Origin of the sequence: Lysobacter enzymogenes, from assembly GCF_017355525.1 — a bacterium.
Lineage (GTDB): Bacteria > Pseudomonadota > Gammaproteobacteria > Xanthomonadales > Xanthomonadaceae > Lysobacter > Lysobacter enzymogenes_C.
Genome location: NZ_CP067395.1, coordinates 3,482,965 through 3,501,153, shown reverse-complemented (window position 1 = coordinate 3,501,153; position 18,189 = coordinate 3,482,965). Strand labels below are relative to the sequence as shown.

Genomic DNA, 18,189 nt, shown 5'->3' with positions numbered 1-18,189 from the left:
ATGGCGATCTGGCTGGTCTTCCTCGTCCTCGGCGCCATCGCCGGCGTGCTCGCCGGTCTGCTCGGCGTCGGCGGCGGGCTGGTGCTGGTGGCCGCGCTGGCCTGGATCGCGCCGGCGTTCGGCATTCCGCAGGAAGCGGCGATGCACACCGCCTTGGCCAGTTCGCTGGCCAGCATCGTGCTGACCGCGACCGCGTCGGCGCGCGCGCATGCCAAGCGCGGCAGCGTGTTGTGGCCGACGGTGCGCGCGATGGTGCCCGGCCTGCTTATCGGCGGCTGGCTCGGCAGTTGGGTCGCGGTGCGCATCGACGGCGAGTGGTTGCGCTGGATCGTCGCCGGCTACTGCCTCATCGCCGCGGCGCAGCTGTTGTTCGGCAAGGCGCGCGCGGCGCTCGGCGACGATGCGCCGCCGCCGCAGGGCGTGGCGATGGCGGGCGCCGGCGTCGGCATCGGCGCGGTCTCGGCCGTGGTCGGCATCGGCGGCGGCAGCATGACCGTGCCGTTGCTGGTCTGGCGCGGAGTCGCGCCGGTGCGCGCGGTCGGCACCTCGTCGGCCTGCGGCGTCGCGATCGGCCTGGCCAGCGCGATCGGCTATGCCTTCAACGCGCCGCCGGGCGCGTTGCCGCACTACGCGGTCGGCTACGTGTATCTGCCGGCGGCGATCGGCGTGGCCGTGGCCTCGGTGCTCGCCGCGCCGTACGGCACGCGGCTGGCCCATCGCCTGCACGGCGATACCTTGAAGCGGGTGTTCGCGACGTTCCTGATTCTGGTCGCGCTGAGCCTGCTGCTCGGCGGCTGAGTCCGCTCCTGCCGGCGTCGCCGCGCGCGTTTCGCGAAACCAATCACGCTTTCGCATCGGCACGTCTGCAGCAGCGTCTTGCGCTCCTGAATGGGCGCGGTCGCTATGCCGCATCCGCTGTTTGCCTCAGGTCTCGCCGAAGGCCGAACAAAAGTGCGACCGGTTTGGCAAGACCTCCTATTTTGCGCCTTGTGGCGGATTCACGGATTGTTTACAACCTTTCGGTTGCCTTCCGGCGCCGTCCGGCCGGCACGCCAATAGCCAACAGAGCTAGCCAAGCCAAATTAGAGGGAGAGAGAGTCAATGAAGCCGTCGCGTCGCCATGCCCTGGCGAAAGCCATTCAGTTGTCCCTGCTCGTCGCCCTGCCGGGCGTCGCAGCCGCGCAGGATGCCGCTGCGCCGCAGAAGGACGCCACTACGCTCAATACGGTCCAGGTCACCGGCACCCGCATCAAGAAGGCCGAGATCGAAAGCCAGGTCCCGGTCCAGACCCTGACCCGCGACGACATCGAACGCACCGGCCTGACCTCGCTGGGCGACATCGTCCAGGAACTCACCGGCGCCGGGTCCGCGCTCAACGCCAAGTTCAATTCCTCGGGCAACTTCGGCTTCTCGCCGAACGGCGACGGCATCGGCGCGGGTTCGGCCCAGGTCGACCTGCGCCACCTTGGCCCCAAGCGCGTGCTGGTCCTCGTCGACGGCATGCGTTGGGTCAACGAGTCCTCCGCTTCGGGCGTGGGCGCGGCGACCGACCTCAACACCATTCCGCTGGCGATCGTCGAGCGCATCGAAGTGCTCGAAGACGGCGCCTCCTCGCTGTACGGCTCCGACGCCATCGCCGGCGTGGTCAACATCATCACCCGGCGCAATTTCGAAGGCGGCCAGATCAGCCTCAACTACGGCCAGTACGGCAAGGGCGACGGCGAGCTGCAGGGCGTCGACCTGGCCTGGGGCTACAACAGCGACCGCGCCAACCTGTTCCTCGGCCTGAGCTACGTCGACCAGGATCCGGTGTACTCGAAGGACCGCAAGGTCGCCGCCTTCCCGGTGCCGGGCCTGGGCGTGGAAACCGGCAGCTCGGCGACGCCGAACGGCCGCTTCATCTTCACCGATCCGCGCTGCGCGGGCGGCACCTGCAACATCACCACGCCCAACGGCACCAGCTATCCCAACGGCGTGCGCTTCCCGCAGGACTTCGTTCCGTTCACCGGCGCGAACCGCTACAACTTCGCCCGCGAGAACATGCTGCTGACGCCGTCCAAGCGCACCGGCGCGTTCGGCCAGTTCCGCTATCACTTCACCGACAACGTGCAGGCCTACGTCAAGGCGCTGTACAACCGCCGCGAATCGGTCAATCAGGCCGCGCCGGAACCGATCTTCCTCGGCCTCGACGCCGGCACCGGCAATCCGTGGTCCGAGCGCATCACCATTTCGCGCCTGAACCCGTACAACCCCTTCGGCATCGACCTGACCTCCGAGGGCGCCAACCCGAACCTGATCACCCTGGCGCGGCGCCCGGTCGAAGGCGGCCCGCGCATCTTCGAGCAGGAAGTCGACACCCAGTACGTGGCGGCGGGCGTGGAAGGCAGCTTCGACGTCGGCGACCGCACCTTCTTCTGGGACGTCAACGGCGCCTACAGCCGCAACAAGGCCGACCAGACCAATCGCGGCAGCTACAACATCCGCAACATCAACATCGCCCTGGGCGACCCGGCGGTGTGCGCCGCGACCCCGGGCTGCGTGCCGCTGAACCTGTTCGGCGGCCCCGGCACGATCACCCCGCAGATGCTCAGCTGGATCAGCCCGGTGGTGCGCGACCGCAGCGAGCAGAAGCTCAGCACCTTCACCGCCAACCTGTCGGGCGACCTGTTCAACCTGTGGGCGGGCCCGCTGTCGTTCGCGGCCGGTTTCGAGTACCGCAAGTACGAAGGTTCGTACTCGCCGGATCCGATCACCGTCGCCGGCTACTACAACGGCACCCAGTCGCTGCCGACCAAGGGCTCGTACGACGTCAACGAAGCCTACGTCGAGCTCAACCTGCCGCTGATCAAGGAAGGTTCGTTCGGCAAGAGCCTCGACCTGAGCCTGGCCGGCCGCTATTCGGACTACTCGACCTTCGGCGGCCAGTTCACGCCCAAGTACGGCCTGCGCTGGCAAGTCGCCGACGAGTTCCTGCTGCGCACCACCTACGCCGAAGGCTTCCGCGCGCCGTCGATCGGCGAACTGTACGGTTCGGCCAGCCGCGCCGACCTGCAGCTCAGCGACCCCTGCCTGATCTCGATCACCGGCGCCCCGCCGACCGGCAACCGCGCCAACTGCGCCGCGCTCGGCGTGCCGGCCGGCGCCGCCCAGGCCAACAGCCAGATCTCGGTGCAGACCGGCGGCAACAAGGACCTGGATCCGGAAACCGCGCGCAGCTTCACCGCCGGCTTCGTCTACAGCCCGGCCTGGGCCGCGGGCGTGCCGTGGTCGGACAAGTTCGACTTCGAAGTCACCTACTACCGCCATTCGCTGGAAGGCGCGGTGCAGGCGATCGACGCGCAGACCCAGCTCAACCTGTGCGTGCAGACGCTCGACCCGCTGTACTGCGGCGGCATCACCCGCTCCAGCGTCGGCGGCATTTCCAGCTTCGAGAACAAGCTGACCAACCTGGGTTCGATCAAGACCTCCGGCTGGGACGTGGACTTCTTCTGGACCTTCCCGGAATCCTCGATCGGCCAGTTCAAGCTGACCTGGCAGAACACCTGGGTGACCCAGTACGAGGCGCTCGGCGCCGCCGGCCAGGTGCAGCCGCGCAAGCCGGGCGTGGAAGTCAACGACAGCGCGATTCCGGAGTGGACCTCGAACGCGACCCTGTCGTGGAAGCGCAACGCCTGGACCGGTTCCTGGACGGTGCGGCACATTTCCGAGCTCACCGAGACCTGCCAGGCCTCGGCGCTGGATTCGCCGTATTGCGACGACCACGTGACCGGCGCCAACAAGCTCTCGGCGGTCACCTACCACGACCTGCAGCTGGGCTACCGCTTCGAAGTGCTCAAGGGCCTGCAGCTGACCGGCGGCGTCAACAACCTGTTCGACAAGGATCCGCCGGTGTGCCTGTCGTGCTCGCTCAACGGCTACGACCCGTCCACCTACGACATCCCGGACGGCCGCTTCTTCTACGTGCGCGCGGATCTGCGGTTCTGATTCCTGCGTAACCGAAGCAGCGAAAGACGACGGCCGGCGCTGCGAGGCGCCGGCCGTTTTCGTTGTTGGGTTTTCCGCGCTTGACGCATGCGGTTGCGATGCGGCTTTCGTCGCAGTCGAACCGGCGCGGTCGCAGCTTGCGCAGCTCCTACAGTCGGATACGGAACTTGCCGAAGCCCCTGTAGGAGCTGCGCAAGCTGCGACCGCGAAAACGCAACGACGACGAACTCTGCTCGCCGACTGGATCGATGTCTGCGGTCGTTCGCGGCGCGCGACTCAGCGCAACGCCAGATCCGGCACGTCCAGTTCCAACGACAGCGCCAGATGATCCGACTGCGCCGCCGGCAGCGCCTTGGCGCCGATGTAGCCCAGGCCGTCGCCGAGCAGGATGTGGTCGATCGCGCGTTGCGGCCGCCAGCTCGGAAAGGTCGGCAGGGTGTCGGCCGGGCGTTGCAGGCGGGTGTCGCGGAACAGCGCCTGCATCTCGGGGCTGTCGGCGGAACAGTTGAAGTCGCCCATCAGCACCGCGTGCGGATGGTCGTGCAGCAGTTCGGCGATGAAGGCCAGCTGCGAGGCGCGCGAGCCGGCGCCCAGCGACAGGTGCGCGACGGCGACGGTGAGGCCGTCGTCGCCGCTGCCGTAATGCGCGATCAGCACGCCGCGGCCGGAGATGCGGCCCGGCAGCGGATGGTCGACCACTTCGCGCGGCTCCAGCCGGCTGAGCAGGCCGTTGGCGCTGGAGGCGACGTTGCCGACGCGCCGGTTCGGCTGGTGGCTCCAGTAATCGAAGCCGGCGCGCTCGGCGAGGTAGTGGGTCTGGTTGGTGAAGCCCGAACGCAGGCTGCCCGGATCGCTCTCGTTGAGGCCGACGATGTCGTGCTCGCCGGCCAGCTGGGCGATGGTGTCGAGGCTGCCGCGCTTGTTGCCGGCGGGCAGCACGTGCGACCAGCTGCGCGTCGCGTAATCGCTGTAGCGGCGCGTGCTGGAACCGGCCTGGATGTTGGCGCTGAGCAGGCGCAGCCGGCGAGTCGTCATGCCCGGTCCGAAATGAGCGCGAGGGCCGCGATCAGTTCTTCTTGGCCGGTTCGGCCGCGGCCGGCGCCGGCGTCGCCGCCGCGGCCGGAGCGGCGGCGCCCTGCGCGGCGCGCTCGCGGGCGATCAGGTGGTCGGTGACGCGCAGCATGTCCTCGAAGCCCTTGACCGTGGTGACCAGGTACTTGCCGTTGACCACGATGCTCGGGCTGGCGCTGACGCCGGAGCGCTGCATGAACTGTTCGGCGCGCTTGCCCTTGGCGGTGATCGCGAAGCTGTTCATCGTGCCGATGAAGTCCGCCGGCTTGACCCCGTACTTGGCGTAGAACTCGCCGAACTTCTCGTCGTTGACGCTGCGGTAGTCGATCGACTGGTCGATGTGCACGGCGCGGAACATCGCTTCATGGCTCTTCTCGACCAGGCCCAGGGTCTGGGCGGCGTAGAAGGCCTTCTCGAACGGGATCGGGTTGCCGCCGAACGGACCGGCGATCGGGGTGAACTTGACGTCGGCGGTCTGCTTCTTGCGCCACTCCAGCAGGATCGGCTCGAACTGGGCGCAGTGCGGGCAGGTGTAGCTGAAGATTTCGGCGACTTCGATCTTGCCGGCGACCGGCTCGAACGGCTGGCCGCCCGGGATTTCGTTGTAGTCGGTGCCCGCGACCGGCGGCGCGCCGGCCGGCGGGGTGGCGGTCGCGGCCGGCACGATCGCCGGATCGGCGGTCGCGGTCTCGGCCGGCGCCGGGGTTTCGCCCTGGGCCGGCGCCGTCGCGGCCGGCGCGGCGGCGTCGCCGGCGGCCGCCGGAGCGCTGTCGGCGGCGGGCGCGCTCGGCGCTTCGGTCTTGCCGCACGCGGCCAGCGCGAACAGCGCGCTGAGCACCAGCGGATAGCGGGACAGGGTGGCGATACGCGAATTCATCGGAAACTCCGCAGAAAAAGCAGGGAATGTCGAGTGCGGCGGCGAGGCCGGCCGCGATGGCCCGTCAGCATAGCGGGCGGGCGACTTAACGGGGAGTGTAGGGTGGGGCCGGGATTGGGGATTCGGGATTCGGGATTAAAAGCCAGAAGCCGACGTTGCCCCGCTCTGCCAATCCCGAATCCCGAATCCCCAATCCCGGCCAAGCGCTCAGCGCTTGGCCTTCGCCCGCTCGCGCGCGATCAGGTGATCGGCCACGCGCAGGATGTCGTCGAAGCCCTTCTGGGTGGTGATGCGGTACTTGCCGGCGACCACCACGGTCGGGGTGCCCTCGACGCCGGAGGCCATGATGAAGTCGTTGGCGCGCTTCATCGCCTGCTCGGTGTTCTTGCCGGTCATGGTCGCGGCGAAGGTGCTCGCGTCGGCGCCGTACTTGGCGTAGAAGCCGGCGATCTCCTGCGCGGTCGCATTCTGGATCGGCAGGCTCTTGTCTTCGTGCAGGGCCTTGAACACCGCCTCGTGGGTGGCCGGCAGCAGCTTCAGCGTCTGCGCGGTGTAGAAGGCCTGCGCGTACGGCGTCCAGTAGCCGCCCCACGGCGCGGCCAGCGGGACGAAGTTGACGTCGGCCGGCAGCTTGGCCTTCCACTTCGACACCAGCGGCTCGAAGTGGGCGCAGTGCGGGCAGGTGTAGCCGAACACCTCGACCACCTCGACCTTGCCGGCCGGCGTGGCGAACGGCTTGCCGCCGGGGATCTCGACGTAGTCGACGCCGGGTTCGGGCGCGGGGCCGGCCGAGGCGGCGGCCTTGGGCGCGGCGGTGGCGGCGACGGGAAGCACGGCGAGCAGCAGCAAGGTGGCGAGGCGTCGGTTCATCGGAAAGGGTCTCGTCGGAATGGGGTCCGGCTGCGCGTCGCGCCGGTGCGGCGGACGCGGCAGCGTCGCGGCCAAGGATAGCGGCCGGCGCCGGCAACCAGGAGTGCGCAATGGGACCGGCGGGCGCTGGCGGAGTTCCCGCGGCGGTGTGGTGTGAAGTGCGTCACTTTTACGCGGGCGGGCGCTTTTTGTAGGAGCGACGCGAGTCGCGACCAACCGCAGCGACTCACGCAAGCGCCCCCTCCGAAGCCCGTCCGCCCGAGCGCTGGCTCCTGAAGCAACAACTGCCGAAGTTCCGCGGCTTCGGGCGGCTACGCTTGCGTCAGTCGCTGCGGTTGGTCGCGACTCGCGTCGCTCCTACAGGGGGAACGCGCCTCTACGCCACGGCTCTGCCGACACAAACAAAAACGCCGGCGCGAGGCCGGCGTTTTCGCAAGCGGGGCGCGATGCTCAGCCCTTGGCGGGCGCCGCCGGCGCAGCGGCCGGCTTGGCCGCGTCGGCCGGAGCCGCCGCCGGAGCGGGCGCTGCGGCGGGCGCAGCCGCCGGCTTCGGCGCCGGGGCGCCAGCCGCGGCGACGTCGTCGGCGCGTTCGTGCAGGCCTTGCAGGTAGCTGGCCAGCGAACCGATCTCTTCGTCGGTCAGCTGCTTGGCCACGCCGGCCATCACGTTGAACAGGTGCGGATCGCGCTGGGTCGTGGTGCCGGCGCGGTATTCCTCGAGCCGGCGCTGCGAGTAGGCGGCCTGCTGGCCGGCCAGGTGCGGATAGGCCGGGCCGGGATTGCCGGCGCCGCCGGGGCCGTGGCAGGCCATGCATGCGGGGATGCCGCGCGCCTTGTCGCCGCGGCGGAACAGTTCTTCGCCGACCTGGTAGAACTTCTTGTCCTTGTTCGGGCCGCTGGCGACGACGGTGTCGTCGGCCACGCCGGCGCCGGACTTCTGGGTCGCGAAGTAGGCGCCCAGGTCGCGCGCGTCCTGCTCGCTCAGCGCGTCGGCGAAGGGCTTCATCGCCGCGGCCATGCCGGTGTTGCGCTCGCCGCTCTTGAACAGGGCGATCTGGTGGGCGATGTAGCGCTCGCTCTGGCCGGCCAGGCGCGGGTACTGCGGATCGGTCGGATTGCCGTCGAGGCCGTGGCAGGCCGCGCAGGTGCCGGCCTTGGTGGCGCCGGCCTTGACGTCGCCCCACTTGCTTTGCGGCCCGGCGGTCAACGGCGCGGTTTTGACCGGCTCTTTATCCGGGATCGGCGTGACCGTGGTCTGGGCGTACGCGACGGCGGCGACCGCGAAGACGGCGAGACCGACGAGGCTCAGGACGCGGGCTTGGCTCATGTAGCTGGGCTCCGAACTGCGTGCTTTAAGGCGGGCTTGCTGGAAGGCGAGGACGGGTGGGTACTCGGTCTGGCTTTGGCCGGCCGCGCAGGGCGCCGGAACCTCGGAATTATCGTCGCCGGCCCGGACGCGGTCAACGCGGATTCAGGCGGACGCGGTCGCGGAACGCGCCCGCCGGCGCCGCCGCGCACGCCGCGTGCACGGGTTTGGGGCGGGGCCATGCGATCCTATGGGCATGAGCAACCCCCTCGCCCGCGCCCGTTACCTGTTGTCGGCGCACAACGTCAAGCAATTGCCGCCCGATGGCGGCTTCGAAGTCGCCTTCGCCGGCCGGTCCAACGCCGGCAAGTCCAGCGCGCTCAACGCGCTGTGCCAGCAGAACGCGCTGGCGCGCGTGTCCAAGACCCCCGGCCGCACCCAGCAGCTGGTGTTTTTCGACGTCAGCGCGCCGCACCGCGGCCCCGAGCCGGCGCCGGAGCCGGACCGTTTCCTGGTCGACCTGCCCGGCTACGGCTACGCCAAGGTCCCGCAGGACCTGCAGGCGCACTGGCAGGCCTTCCTCGACCGCTACTTCCAGACCCGCCAGGCGCTGCGCGGGCTGGTGGTGGTGATGGACATCCGCCACCCGCTCAAGGATTACGACCGCCAGATGATCGCCTACGCGGTCAACCGCGGCCTGCCGGCGCACGCGCTGCTGACCAAGGCCGACAAGTTCGGCCGCGGCCAGCAGCAGCAGGCCTTGCTGGCGGTGCGCAAGGATTTGCAGTCCAGCTACGGCGACACCGTCAGCGTGCAGACCTTCTCCGGCGAGTCCAAGCAGGGCGTCGACGAGGCGCGCAAGGTGGTCGGCGGGTGGCTGGAACTCGGCTGAGCTGTCTGTATGTAGGAGCGGCGCGAGCCGCGACCGCGACAACGCAGCTACGCCGAAACTTCCGCAATGATTGCGTTGTCGCGGTCGCGGCTCGCGCCGCTCCTACAGGGAGCCGCCGTCAGTCGCGACGCATGGGCTCGCTGCTGCGCACTTCGCCGCGTTCGTCGTACACCCGCGAAGCGTCCAGCACCCCGTCGCGGTCGCTGTCGATCTCGCCGCCGCTCAAGCGCCCGCCGGTATAGGTGTCGCGCTTGACCACGCGGCCCTGCGCGTCCAGCCACTCTACGTTGTGCAGCACGCCGCGCAGGTAGTTCTCCTGCCGCTCGGGCACGCCGTCGCCGTCGTAGTCGACGCTGCGCGCGGTCATCAGGCCCTTGTCCAGGGCGGTGCTGGTTTCGCGCACGCCGTTGAAATCCTGGTCTTCCTCGATCGACGACGCCAGGCCGCTGCCGTCGTAGCGGGTGATCAGGTCGAAGCTGCCGTCGGTGTTGCGGTCGGTGTCGACCCGGACCAGGCGCTCGCCTTCGTAGTTCAGGCGCTCGTCGGCGATGCCGTCGCCGTTGTAGTCGACGTCCTGCGCGCTGGCCGAAGGCCGCAGCGCGGCGCCGGTCGCGAGCGCGCCGCCGAGCGCGCCGATCACCAATGCGAACACGATGCCGGCCATGCCGAAGCCGCCGCTGGCCGGCTTGCGCGCGTTCAAGGGACGGTAGAGGTTGGCGTCCTCGACATGCTCGGGCGTGGCCTCGTCGCCGTAGTCGCGGTCGGCGTCTTCGTCGTCGTCCGACGCCGGCACGTCCGCGGCCTGCCACTCATCGATGATCGCGCGCGCACGTTCGAGGTCTTCGTCGGCGACTTCGATGCGCACCGAGCCGCCGACCGGCAGCAGCCCGGCGCCGCCTTCCAGCGCGCCGCCGAACACGAACGAACGGATGCCTTCCTGCGCCAGCAAGCCGCGCACCAATTGCGCGTCGGCCGAGTGCGCGGCCTGATAGACGATCTGCATGCGGTGGTTCCCCCTGAGCGCGAAGTATGCCGCAGGGGAAACGCCGCCGGGCGGGGACTAAGCGGTCGGCCGCGCCGCGTAGGCGCCGTGTCCCGGCAGGATCAGGCGACTGCCCTCGACCCGGCCCGAGGGCAGGCCGTGGCCGCGGTCGGGGGCCCAGCCGGCGCGTTCGCCGAGGTCCAGCGTCGCCTCGGCGGGGCCGAGGTTGAACGCCATCAGCAGCGCGTCGTCGCCGTCGCCGCGCACGAACGCGATGACCGGCTCGGCGCTGGGCACGAACGCGATCGCGCCGTCGAGCAGGGCGCGATGGCGCTTGCGCCAGCCCAGGAACGCGCGGAAGCCGTTGAGCGGCGAGGCCGGATCGTCCTGCTGCGCGGCGATGTTGAGCGCGCGGTGTTCGGCCGGGATCGGCAGCCACGGCCGGCCGCGGCTGAAACCGGCGCCGTCGCTGCCGTCCCACGGCAACGGCGTGCGGCAGCCGTCGCGGCCCTTGAAGTTCGGCCAGAAGGTCTTGCCGTACGGGTCCTGCAGCGCTTCGAACGGCACGTCGGCCTCGGGCAGGCCGAGCTCCTCGCCTTGGTACACGCACACCGAGCCGCGCAGCGAACACGCCAGCGCGCTGACCAGGGTCGCGAAATGCTTCGGCGCTTCGCCGCGGCCCCAGCGCGTGACCACGCGCTGCACGTCATGGTTCGAAATCGCCCAGCACGGCCAGCCTTCGCGCATGCTCGCTTCGACGCGCTGCACGGTGCCGCGGATGTGTTCGACGTTGTAGTCGTCGGTCAGCAGCTCGAAGCTGTAGCCCATGTGCAGGCGGCCGGCGCGGGTGTATTCGTCCATCGTCGCCAGCGAGTCTTCCGACGAAATCTCGCCCAGCGCCACCGCGCCCGGGTAACGGTCCAGCAGCGCGCGCAGCTCGCCGAGGAACGCCAGGTTCTCGGGCTGGGTGTTGTTGTAGTGGTGGTACTGGAACGCGTACGGATTGTCCGGGCTGAAGCCGCGGCCGACCCGCTGCGCCGCCGGCTTGGGCGGGTTGTCGCGCAGCTGCGCGTCGTGGAAGCAGAAGTTGATCGCGTCCAGGCGCAGGCCGTCGACGCCGCGCTCGAGCCAGAAGCGCACGTTGTCGAGCACCGCCGCGCGCACCGCCGGGTGATGGAAATTGAGGTCGGGCTGGGCCGAGAGGAAGTTGTGCAGGTAGTACTGCTGCCGGCGCGGTTCCCAGCGCCAGGCGACGCCGCCGAACAGCGACATCCAGTTGTTCGGCGCGGTGCCGTCTTCGCGCGCGTCGGCCCACACGTACCAATCGGAGAACTCGTTGTCGCGGCTCTCGCGGCTGCGCTTGAACCACTCGTGCTCGTTGGAGGTGTGGCTCAGCACCTGGTCGATCATCACCTTCAAGCCCAGCGCATGCGCCTTGGCCAGCAGGCGGTCGAAGTCTTCGAGCCGGCCGAACAGCGGATCGACCGCGCGGTAGTCGGCGATGTCGTAGCCGAAATCGGCCATCGGCGACTTGAAGAACGGCGAGATCCAGATCGCGTCGACGCCGAGGTCGGCGATGTAGCCGAGCTTGTCGACGATGCCGGGCAGGTCGCCGACGCCGTCGCCGTCGAGGTCGCGGAAGCTGCGCGGATACACCTGATAGATCACCGCGCCGCGCCACCAGGTGGGATCGCGTTGCGCGGGCTGGGAAGAAACGACGGCGGACAAGTGCGACCCCTGTTGTGTAGTGCGGCGCGCGGCGGCGCTGCCGTGCGGCGATGCGCGCCAGCTTACCGCCGCGGCCCGCGCCGGCCGCCGCGCATGCATACGTATTCATGGCGAAAGCGCGGCCGGAACTGCGACATGAATGCGACTGCCTCCCATGAATACGTATGCAGAACCCGCTGCGAGGCGTAAGGCATGCCTAACATGCGCCCAGACCGCGGCCCCGATGCCGCGGCGGACGCCAGGCGCCGACAGTGCGCGCGCGGCCACAGAACACAACGCTTCTGGAGGGGAGCATGTCGCATTCCAAGCCGGCCGCACGCAGGCCGAAGCAACTCGACCGTCATCTGCTGACCCTGGCGCTGGCTGCGCTGGGCCTGTGCGGCTTCGCACCGGCGTGGGCCGCCGACGCGCCCGCGCCGCAGGACGCCGCGCCCACCGCCGCTACCCAAACCGCGCACGAGCTCGACGCCGTGCAGGTCACCGGCAACCGCCGCGTGCAGTCGATCCAGAAGTACGCCGGCACCATCCAGTCCTTCAGCGGCGAGGACATCGCCAAGCTCGGCATCAACACCGACTTCCGCAACCTGCAGGCGGTGGTGCCGGGGCTGCAGATCACCAAGCAGGAAGGCAAGTACGAAATCTTCCTGCGCGGCATCGGCGCGGCCGACTCGGACTTCTCGTCCGACCCGTCGGTGGCGACCTACTACAACGGCATCTACCTGCCGCGTCCGCGCTCGATCGGCCCGATGTTCTTCGATGTCGACCGGATCGAGGTCAACAAGGGCCCGCAGGGCACGGTGCGCGGCCGCAACGCCACCGGCGGCTCGATCAACGTGATCTCCAAGCGGCCGGAGCTCGGCGTGACCAGCGGCGGGCTCAAGGTCGGCGCCGGCAACTACGACTACACCAACGCCGAGGGCGTGCTGAACCTGCCGATCGGCGACACCTTCGCGCTGCGCGCGGCGCTGTTCGACGAGGAGCGCTCGTCGTACATCAGCAACGGCTATCCGAAGTCGCTGTTCTCCGCCGAAGGCCCGAGCGCGCTCGACAACCAGGCCGCGCGCCTGTCGGCGCTGTGGGAGCCCAACGACAAGTTCTCCGCCTACGTGATGCTGGACAAGGTCACCGAGCGCGGCACCGGCGACCCGGGCCTGTTCGCCGAGCGCGGCCTGGCCGCCGGCTACGACATCAAGGACCTGGACGACCCGTTCAAGCAGTACTTCCGCACCCAGGGCAAGACCACCAACGACATCGAAGGCATCGCGGCGACCTTCACCTACGCGTTCAACGACGCGGTCTCGGTCGAGTTCAACACCTCTTACCGCAAGTACGACTTCTACAACCGCAACGCCTCGCGCGAGTGGCAGCTCGGCCCGGTGTATCCGGGCTCCGACCGCGAAGCCTATTTCAATCCCGAGCGGTTGAAGTGGTACGACACCTTCTATCAGGCCGACAAGTCGTCCTCGCGCATCAACGAGCTGCGCTTCTTCGGCGACACCGGCAAGCTGATCTGGTCGGCCGGCCTGTTCAACTACCAGGAGAAGTACGACTACGTGTCCTGGGACGTCGGCAACGGCTACTTCGGCGATTGCGACTGGTGGCGGCCGGGCACGGTCTGCGGCTACCAGGACGGCCTCGGCGGCGAGAACCGCGGCGACAACTCCAAGGTCGAGTCGAACGCGGTCTACGGCGATTTCAGCTTCGCCGCGACCGACTCGTTGCGCTTGATCGGCGGCATCCGCTACACCCGCGACAAGAAGATCGCGCGCGAGTCCAACGTCAAGTACCAGTTCGTCATTCCCGAGGAGCTGCTCCAGCAGTTCACCGGCCAGCCGATCAACACCGGAACCAATCCTTACACCACTGGGTTGGTGCTGGGTTCGCCGGGCTTCCAGCTGGCCGGCCCGGGCCGGCGCCGCGGCGGCGATCCGAGCATCTGCACCGGTTGGTCGCCGGCCGAACTCAAGTGCGGCCCCGGCGGCAACACGCTCGACTACTTCCTCGGCGGCTTCCAGAACTTCGGCGCCAACGACAACTGGGCGCAGTTCCTGCAGCAGTACCGCGACCAGATCCAGGTGATCGCGCGTTCGGATTTCCCCAACGGCCGCAGCGAGGACGTGTACAAGGACAACTACGTCGACTGGCGCGTGGGCTTCGAATACGACCTCAGCGCCAAGGTGATGCTGTACGGCACCGTGTCCACCGGCACCCGCGCCGGCGGCATCAACCGCCCGCTCGCGCTCAACGACGGCAGCGCGCTGGCGCCGAGCTTCGCGCCGGAAGAACTGACCTCGTACGAGGCCGGCATCAAGGGCGACTACGTCTGGGGCGAGACCCCGGTGCGCCTGAACGCGTCGGTGTTCTACTACGACTACAAGGACAAGGTGCTGCAGAACCTGATCGACGTGCCCGCGCCGACGCCGACCAATCCGAACGCGACCAGCCGCCAGGTGTTCAACGACAACGCGGCCAACGCGAGCGTGCTGGGGTTGGAGCTGGAAGGAAGGGTCGGCCTGCCTCATGGCTTCGACATCGGCTACAACTTCACCTACCTCGACGCCACCTTCGACGATTCGAACGTGCTCGACACGCGCTCCGGCGGCCTCGGCCTGATCGTGCCGCTGGACGGCAACCGTCTGCCGAACACGTCCAAGTACAACGCCAACGTCAGCCTGTCGCAGACCATCGACATCGGCCGCGGCGCGCTGAACTCGTTCGACTGGACGATCAACCTGACGTATCGCTCCGACTACTACCTGACCGCGTTCAACAGCCGCGGCTTCGGGCTGGACGCGAACGGCAAGGTGATCGAGATCCCGCTCAAGGACATGCCGTTCAACAACGGCTCCAACCCGGCCGCCGGCGGCGGCCCGGCCAACGGGCTGGCGATGCGCGACGATGTGGACGGGTTCTTCACCGTCAACGTTTCCGCCGGCCTGAACTTCGGCAGCGAAAACCAGTTCCGCATCGACGGCTTCGTGTCCAACCTCACCGACGAGGTGTATTCGGGCAAGGGCTTCGTCAACAACGCGACCAACATCCGCTACTTGAATACGCCGCGGATGTACGGGGTCCGCTTCGCTTCGCAGTTCTGACCGCCGCGCGGCCCCGTGTCCCGAGCGGACCCGGGGCCGCGATCGTTACAGCTCCTGAAGCCGCGCGGCGACGGGCGCGCCGCCCTGCGGACGCCGTGCCGTCGCGCCGCGCGCGCTTCGTGCCAGACTCCAGGCCATGACCGATCGCTCCGACGCCACGCCCCGCAAGCCGACGCTGACGTTCTGGCAGATCTGGAACATGTGCTTCGGCTTTCTCGGCATCCAGTTCGGCTTCGCCCTGCAGAACGCCAACGTCAGCCGCATCTTCCAGACGCTGGGCGCGCCGATCGACGACATCCCGATGCTGTGGATCGCCGCGCCTTTGACCGGCCTGATCGTGCAGCCCATCGTCGGCTACCTGTCCGACCGCACCTGGACCGGGCTGGGCCGGCGCCGCCCGTACTTCCTGATCGGCGCGGTGCTGGCGACGCTGGCGCTGATCGCGATGCCGAACTCGCCGACGCTGTGGATCGCCGCCGGCCTGCTGTGGATGCTCGACGCCTCGATCAACATCTCGATGGAGCCGTTCCGCGCCTTCGTCGGCGATCAGCTGCCGCAGCAGCAGCGCCCGGCCGGCTACGCGATGCAGAGCTTTTTCATCGGCGTGGGCTCGGTGGTCGCGAGCCTGCTGCCGTACCTGCTGGCCCACCTCGGCGTCGGCAATACCGCCGCCGTAGGGGAGGTGCCCGACACGGTGCGCTATTCGTTCTATTTCGGCGGCGCGGTGCTGCTGCTGTCGGTCGGCTGGACCGTGCTGAGCACGCGCGAATACCCGCCGCAGCAGCTGCAAGCCTTCGACGAGGCGCCGGCGATCGCCGCGCCGCGCGAGCGCGACCGGGTCCGCTGCCTGCTGTTCGGCGCCTCGTGGGTGGTGGTCGGCGGCCTCTGCGCGACCGCGATCTCGATGCTGCGGCTGGACCGCCAGTTGTACGTGCTGGCGGCGCTGGTCGCCGCGTTCGGCCTGGCCTTGCTCGCGCGCGGCATGGTCCGCGAGGGCGGCGGCTTCGCCACGGTCATGGACGACCTCGGCGCGATGCCCGGCGCGATGGCGCGGCTGGCGGTGGTCCAGTTCTTCTCCTGGTTCGCCCTGTTCGCGATGTGGATCTACACCACGCCGGCGGTCACCCAGCTGCACTACCACAGCAGCGACGTCGCCTCGGCCGCGTACAACGAAGGCGCCAACTGGGTCGGCGTGCTGTTCGCCGCCTACAACGGCTTCGCCGCGCTGGCGGCGATCGCGATCGCGCCGATGGCGCGGCGCTGGGGGCTGCGCCGCAGCCATGTGTTCAACCTGGTTCTCGGCGGCGCCGGTTTGCTTTCGATCGCTTTGATCCGCGACCCGCAGATGCTGCTGCTGTCGATGGTCGGCGTCGGCTTCGCCTGGGCCTCGATCCTGTCGCTGCCGTACGCGATGCTGTCCGACGCGGTGCCGGCGGCGAAGATGGGCGTGTTCATGGGCATCTTCAATTTCTTCATCGTGATTCCGCAGCTGGTCGCGGCGAGCCTGCTCGGCTTCCTGGTCAAGCACCTGTTCGGCGGCCATCCGGTCGCGGCGCTGGCGATCGGCGGCGTCAGCCTGTTCGTCGCCGGCGCCTGCACGCTATGGGTGCGCGAGCCCGGCGCGGAGGCGCGCGCATGAGGGCGCTGATGTCGGCCGCGCTGAGTCTCGCGCTGGCCGCGTGCGCGCACGGCGGCGCGCGCGAGGCGGCGCCGCAGCGCGACTACTACGGCACGCTGGAACCGATGGCGAGCGAGGCGGTGTACTTCGTCGTCACCGACCGCTTCGTCAACGGCGACACCGGCAACGACCAGCGCGAACAGGGCGGGCCGGATCCCGACACGCGCAGCTTCGACCGGCCGGTACCCGGCGGGCCGCCGGGCGAAAGCGACAACATCGGTTACCTCGGCGGCGACTTCAAAGGTCTGCTCGACAACGCCGGCTACATCCGCGACATGGGCTTCGGCGCGGTGTGGCTGACGCCGATCGTCGACAATCCCGATCAGGCCTTCACCGGCGGCGACGCGGTGACCTGGGGCGGCGCGTTCCAGGACCGCGGCAAGACCGGCTACCACGGCTACTGGGGCGTGGATTTCTATCGCCTCGACGAGCACCTGCCGAGCCCGGGGCTGGATTTCGCCGGACTGACGCGCGGGCTCAAACAGCACGGGCTCAAGACCGTGCTCGACATCGTCGCCAACCACGGCTCGCCGTCGTTCACGATGCGCAAGCCGCAGCCGAAGTACGGCCGCATCTATCGCGACGGCGTGCTGGTCGCCGATCACCAGAACCTGCCGCCGGAACGGCTCGACCCCGCGCACAACCCGTTGCACCGGTTCTTCCACAACGAACGCGATCTGGTCCAGCTGTCGAACATCGACGACACCAATCCCGAAGTGCTCGACTATTTCGTCGGCGCCTATTCGCAGTGGATCGACCAGGGCGCCGACGCGTTCCGCATCGACACCATCCGCCACATGCCGCTGGCGTTCTGGCAAAAGTTCGCCGCGCGCATCCGCGCCAAGCGGCCGGGGTTCTTCATGTTCGGCGAGGCCTTCGACTACAAGCCGGAGAACATCGCGCCGTTCACATGGGCCGAGAACGGCGGCGTCAGCGTGCTGGATTTCCCGCTCAAGGAGCGGCTGGCCGAAGTCTTCGGCCACGCCCGCGCCGATTACGCGCGGCTGGACGAGCGCCTGTACCTGCAAGGCGGGCCGTACGCGAATCCGTACGAGCTGATGACCTTCTACGACAACCACGACATGCCGCGGCTCGACGCCAGCGACGCCGGCTTCATCGACGCGCACAACTGGCTGTTCACCGCGCGCGGGATTCCGGTGATCTACTACGGTTCGGAAACCGGCTTCGAACGCGGGCGCGCGGAACATGCCGGCAACCGCAACTACTTCGGCCAGGCGCGGGTCGACGCGGCGCGTTCGCATCCGATCCGCGCTGCGCTCAAGCGCATCGCGACGGTGCGGCGCGACTCGCCGGCGTTGCAGCGCGGCTTGCAGGTGAACCTGTCTTTGCACGGCGACCGCGCGGCGTTCTATCGCGTGTACGAGCATGCCGGCGTGGCGCAGATCGCGCTGGTGCTGCTCAACAAGGGCGATGCCGCCGCGGAGTTCGCGGTCAGCGAGCATCTGCAAGCCGGACGTTGGCGCGCGGCGCTGGGCGGCGGCGAAGTCGCGGTCGCCGAGGCGGGCACGCTGCGCGCGACGGTGCCGGCGCATGGGGTGGAGGTTTATCTGCTCGACGCGCCGGTGCGGCGCGCGGATCTGCTCGCGGCGCTCGACCAGGCGATGGCGCGGGCGCGCAAGCGCTGATGGCTTGCCCCCTGTAGGAGCGGCGCAAGCCGCGACCGCGAAAACAAAACGACGACGACCC

Annotated in this window: 12 protein-coding genes; 6 read left to right on the top strand and 6 right to left on the bottom strand. The window is 69.0% G+C overall.

What is annotated here, in order from left to right; all coding sequences use genetic code 11:
• Together JHW38_RS14720 and JHW38_RS14715 are read left to right on the top strand one after the other, a co-directional pair.
• Positions 1 to 798 carry a sulfite exporter TauE/SafE family protein gene (locus JHW38_RS14720; protein WP_242690946.1) on the top strand — a complete coding sequence of 266 codons (798 nt, stop codon included), beginning with the start codon at positions 1 to 3 and terminating at the stop codon, positions 796 to 798.
• A 303-nt stretch (positions 799 to 1,101) separates the two neighbouring features.
• Positions 1,102 to 3,984 carry a TonB-dependent receptor gene (locus JHW38_RS14715; protein ID WP_207522104.1) on the top strand — a complete coding sequence of 961 codons (2,883 nt, stop codon included), beginning with the start codon at positions 1,102 to 1,104 and terminating at the stop codon, positions 3,982 to 3,984.
• A gap of 276 nt (positions 3,985 to 4,260) precedes the next feature.
• Here the strand turns inward: JHW38_RS14715 and JHW38_RS14710 are convergent, their stop codons facing one another.
• From JHW38_RS14710 to JHW38_RS14695, 4 genes are all read right to left on the bottom strand, one after another.
• The gene (locus JHW38_RS14710) at positions 4,261 to 5,019 is read right to left on the bottom strand and encodes an endonuclease/exonuclease/phosphatase family protein (RefSeq protein ID WP_207522103.1); all 759 of its coding nucleotides are present in this window, start codon (positions 5,017 to 5,019) and stop codon (positions 4,261 to 4,263) included.
• A 31-nt stretch (positions 5,020 to 5,050) separates the two neighbouring features.
• Positions 5,051 to 5,932 (bottom strand): thiol:disulfide interchange protein DsbA/DsbL, encoded by an 882-nt coding sequence (locus JHW38_RS14705; RefSeq protein WP_207522102.1) that lies wholly within the window; start codon positions 5,930 to 5,932, stop codon positions 5,051 to 5,053.
• Positions 5,933 to 6,139: 207 nt separating this feature from the next.
• Entirely contained in the window at positions 6,140 to 6,802 is a 663-nt protein-coding gene (locus JHW38_RS14700) for a thiol:disulfide interchange protein DsbA/DsbL (protein ID WP_207522101.1), read from the bottom strand.
• A 450-nt stretch (positions 6,803 to 7,252) separates the two neighbouring features.
• Complete coding sequence (locus tag JHW38_RS14695) at positions 7,253 to 8,128, bottom strand: c-type cytochrome (protein ID WP_207522100.1); 876 nt, start codon at positions 8,126 to 8,128, stop codon at positions 7,253 to 7,255.
• Between the two features lie 235 nt (positions 8,129 to 8,363).
• Between JHW38_RS14695 and yihA the strand changes: the two genes are divergently transcribed.
• The gene (gene yihA, locus JHW38_RS14690; RefSeq protein ID WP_207522099.1) at positions 8,364 to 8,999 is read left to right on the top strand and encodes a ribosome biogenesis GTP-binding protein YihA/YsxC; all 636 of its coding nucleotides are present in this window, start codon (positions 8,364 to 8,366) and stop codon (positions 8,997 to 8,999) included.
• Positions 9,000 to 9,117: 118 nt separating this feature from the next.
• Here the strand turns inward: yihA and JHW38_RS14685 are convergent, their stop codons facing one another.
• A complete protein-coding gene (locus tag JHW38_RS14685) occupies positions 9,118 to 10,002 on the bottom strand; it encodes a DUF2007 domain-containing protein (protein WP_207522098.1) in 885 nt (294 codons plus the stop codon).
• Between the two features lie 57 nt (positions 10,003 to 10,059).
• Entirely contained in the window at positions 10,060 to 11,709 is a 1,650-nt protein-coding gene (locus tag JHW38_RS14680; RefSeq protein WP_242690945.1) for an alpha-glucosidase, read from the bottom strand.
• A gap of 293 nt (positions 11,710 to 12,002) precedes the next feature.
• Between JHW38_RS14680 and JHW38_RS14675 the strand changes: the two genes are divergently transcribed.
• The 3 genes from JHW38_RS14675 (at position 12,003) to JHW38_RS14665 (ending at position 18,128) form a co-directional block, all read left to right on the top strand.
• On the top strand, positions 12,003 to 14,804 hold the full coding sequence (locus tag JHW38_RS14675; protein ID WP_207522096.1) for a TonB-dependent receptor: 2,802 nt from the start codon (positions 12,003 to 12,005) through the stop codon (positions 14,802 to 14,804).
• A gap of 136 nt (positions 14,805 to 14,940) precedes the next feature.
• Entirely contained in the window at positions 14,941 to 16,443 is a 1,503-nt protein-coding gene (locus JHW38_RS14670; protein ID WP_207522095.1) for an MFS transporter, read from the top strand.
• On the top strand, positions 16,440 to 18,128 hold the full coding sequence (locus JHW38_RS14665; protein WP_207522094.1) for an alpha-amylase family glycosyl hydrolase: 1,689 nt from the start codon (positions 16,440 to 16,442) through the stop codon (positions 18,126 to 18,128). The genes JHW38_RS14670 and JHW38_RS14665 overlap by 4 nt, the downstream gene beginning before the upstream one ends.
• The last annotated feature ends 61 nt before the right edge of the window (positions 18,129 to 18,189 follow it).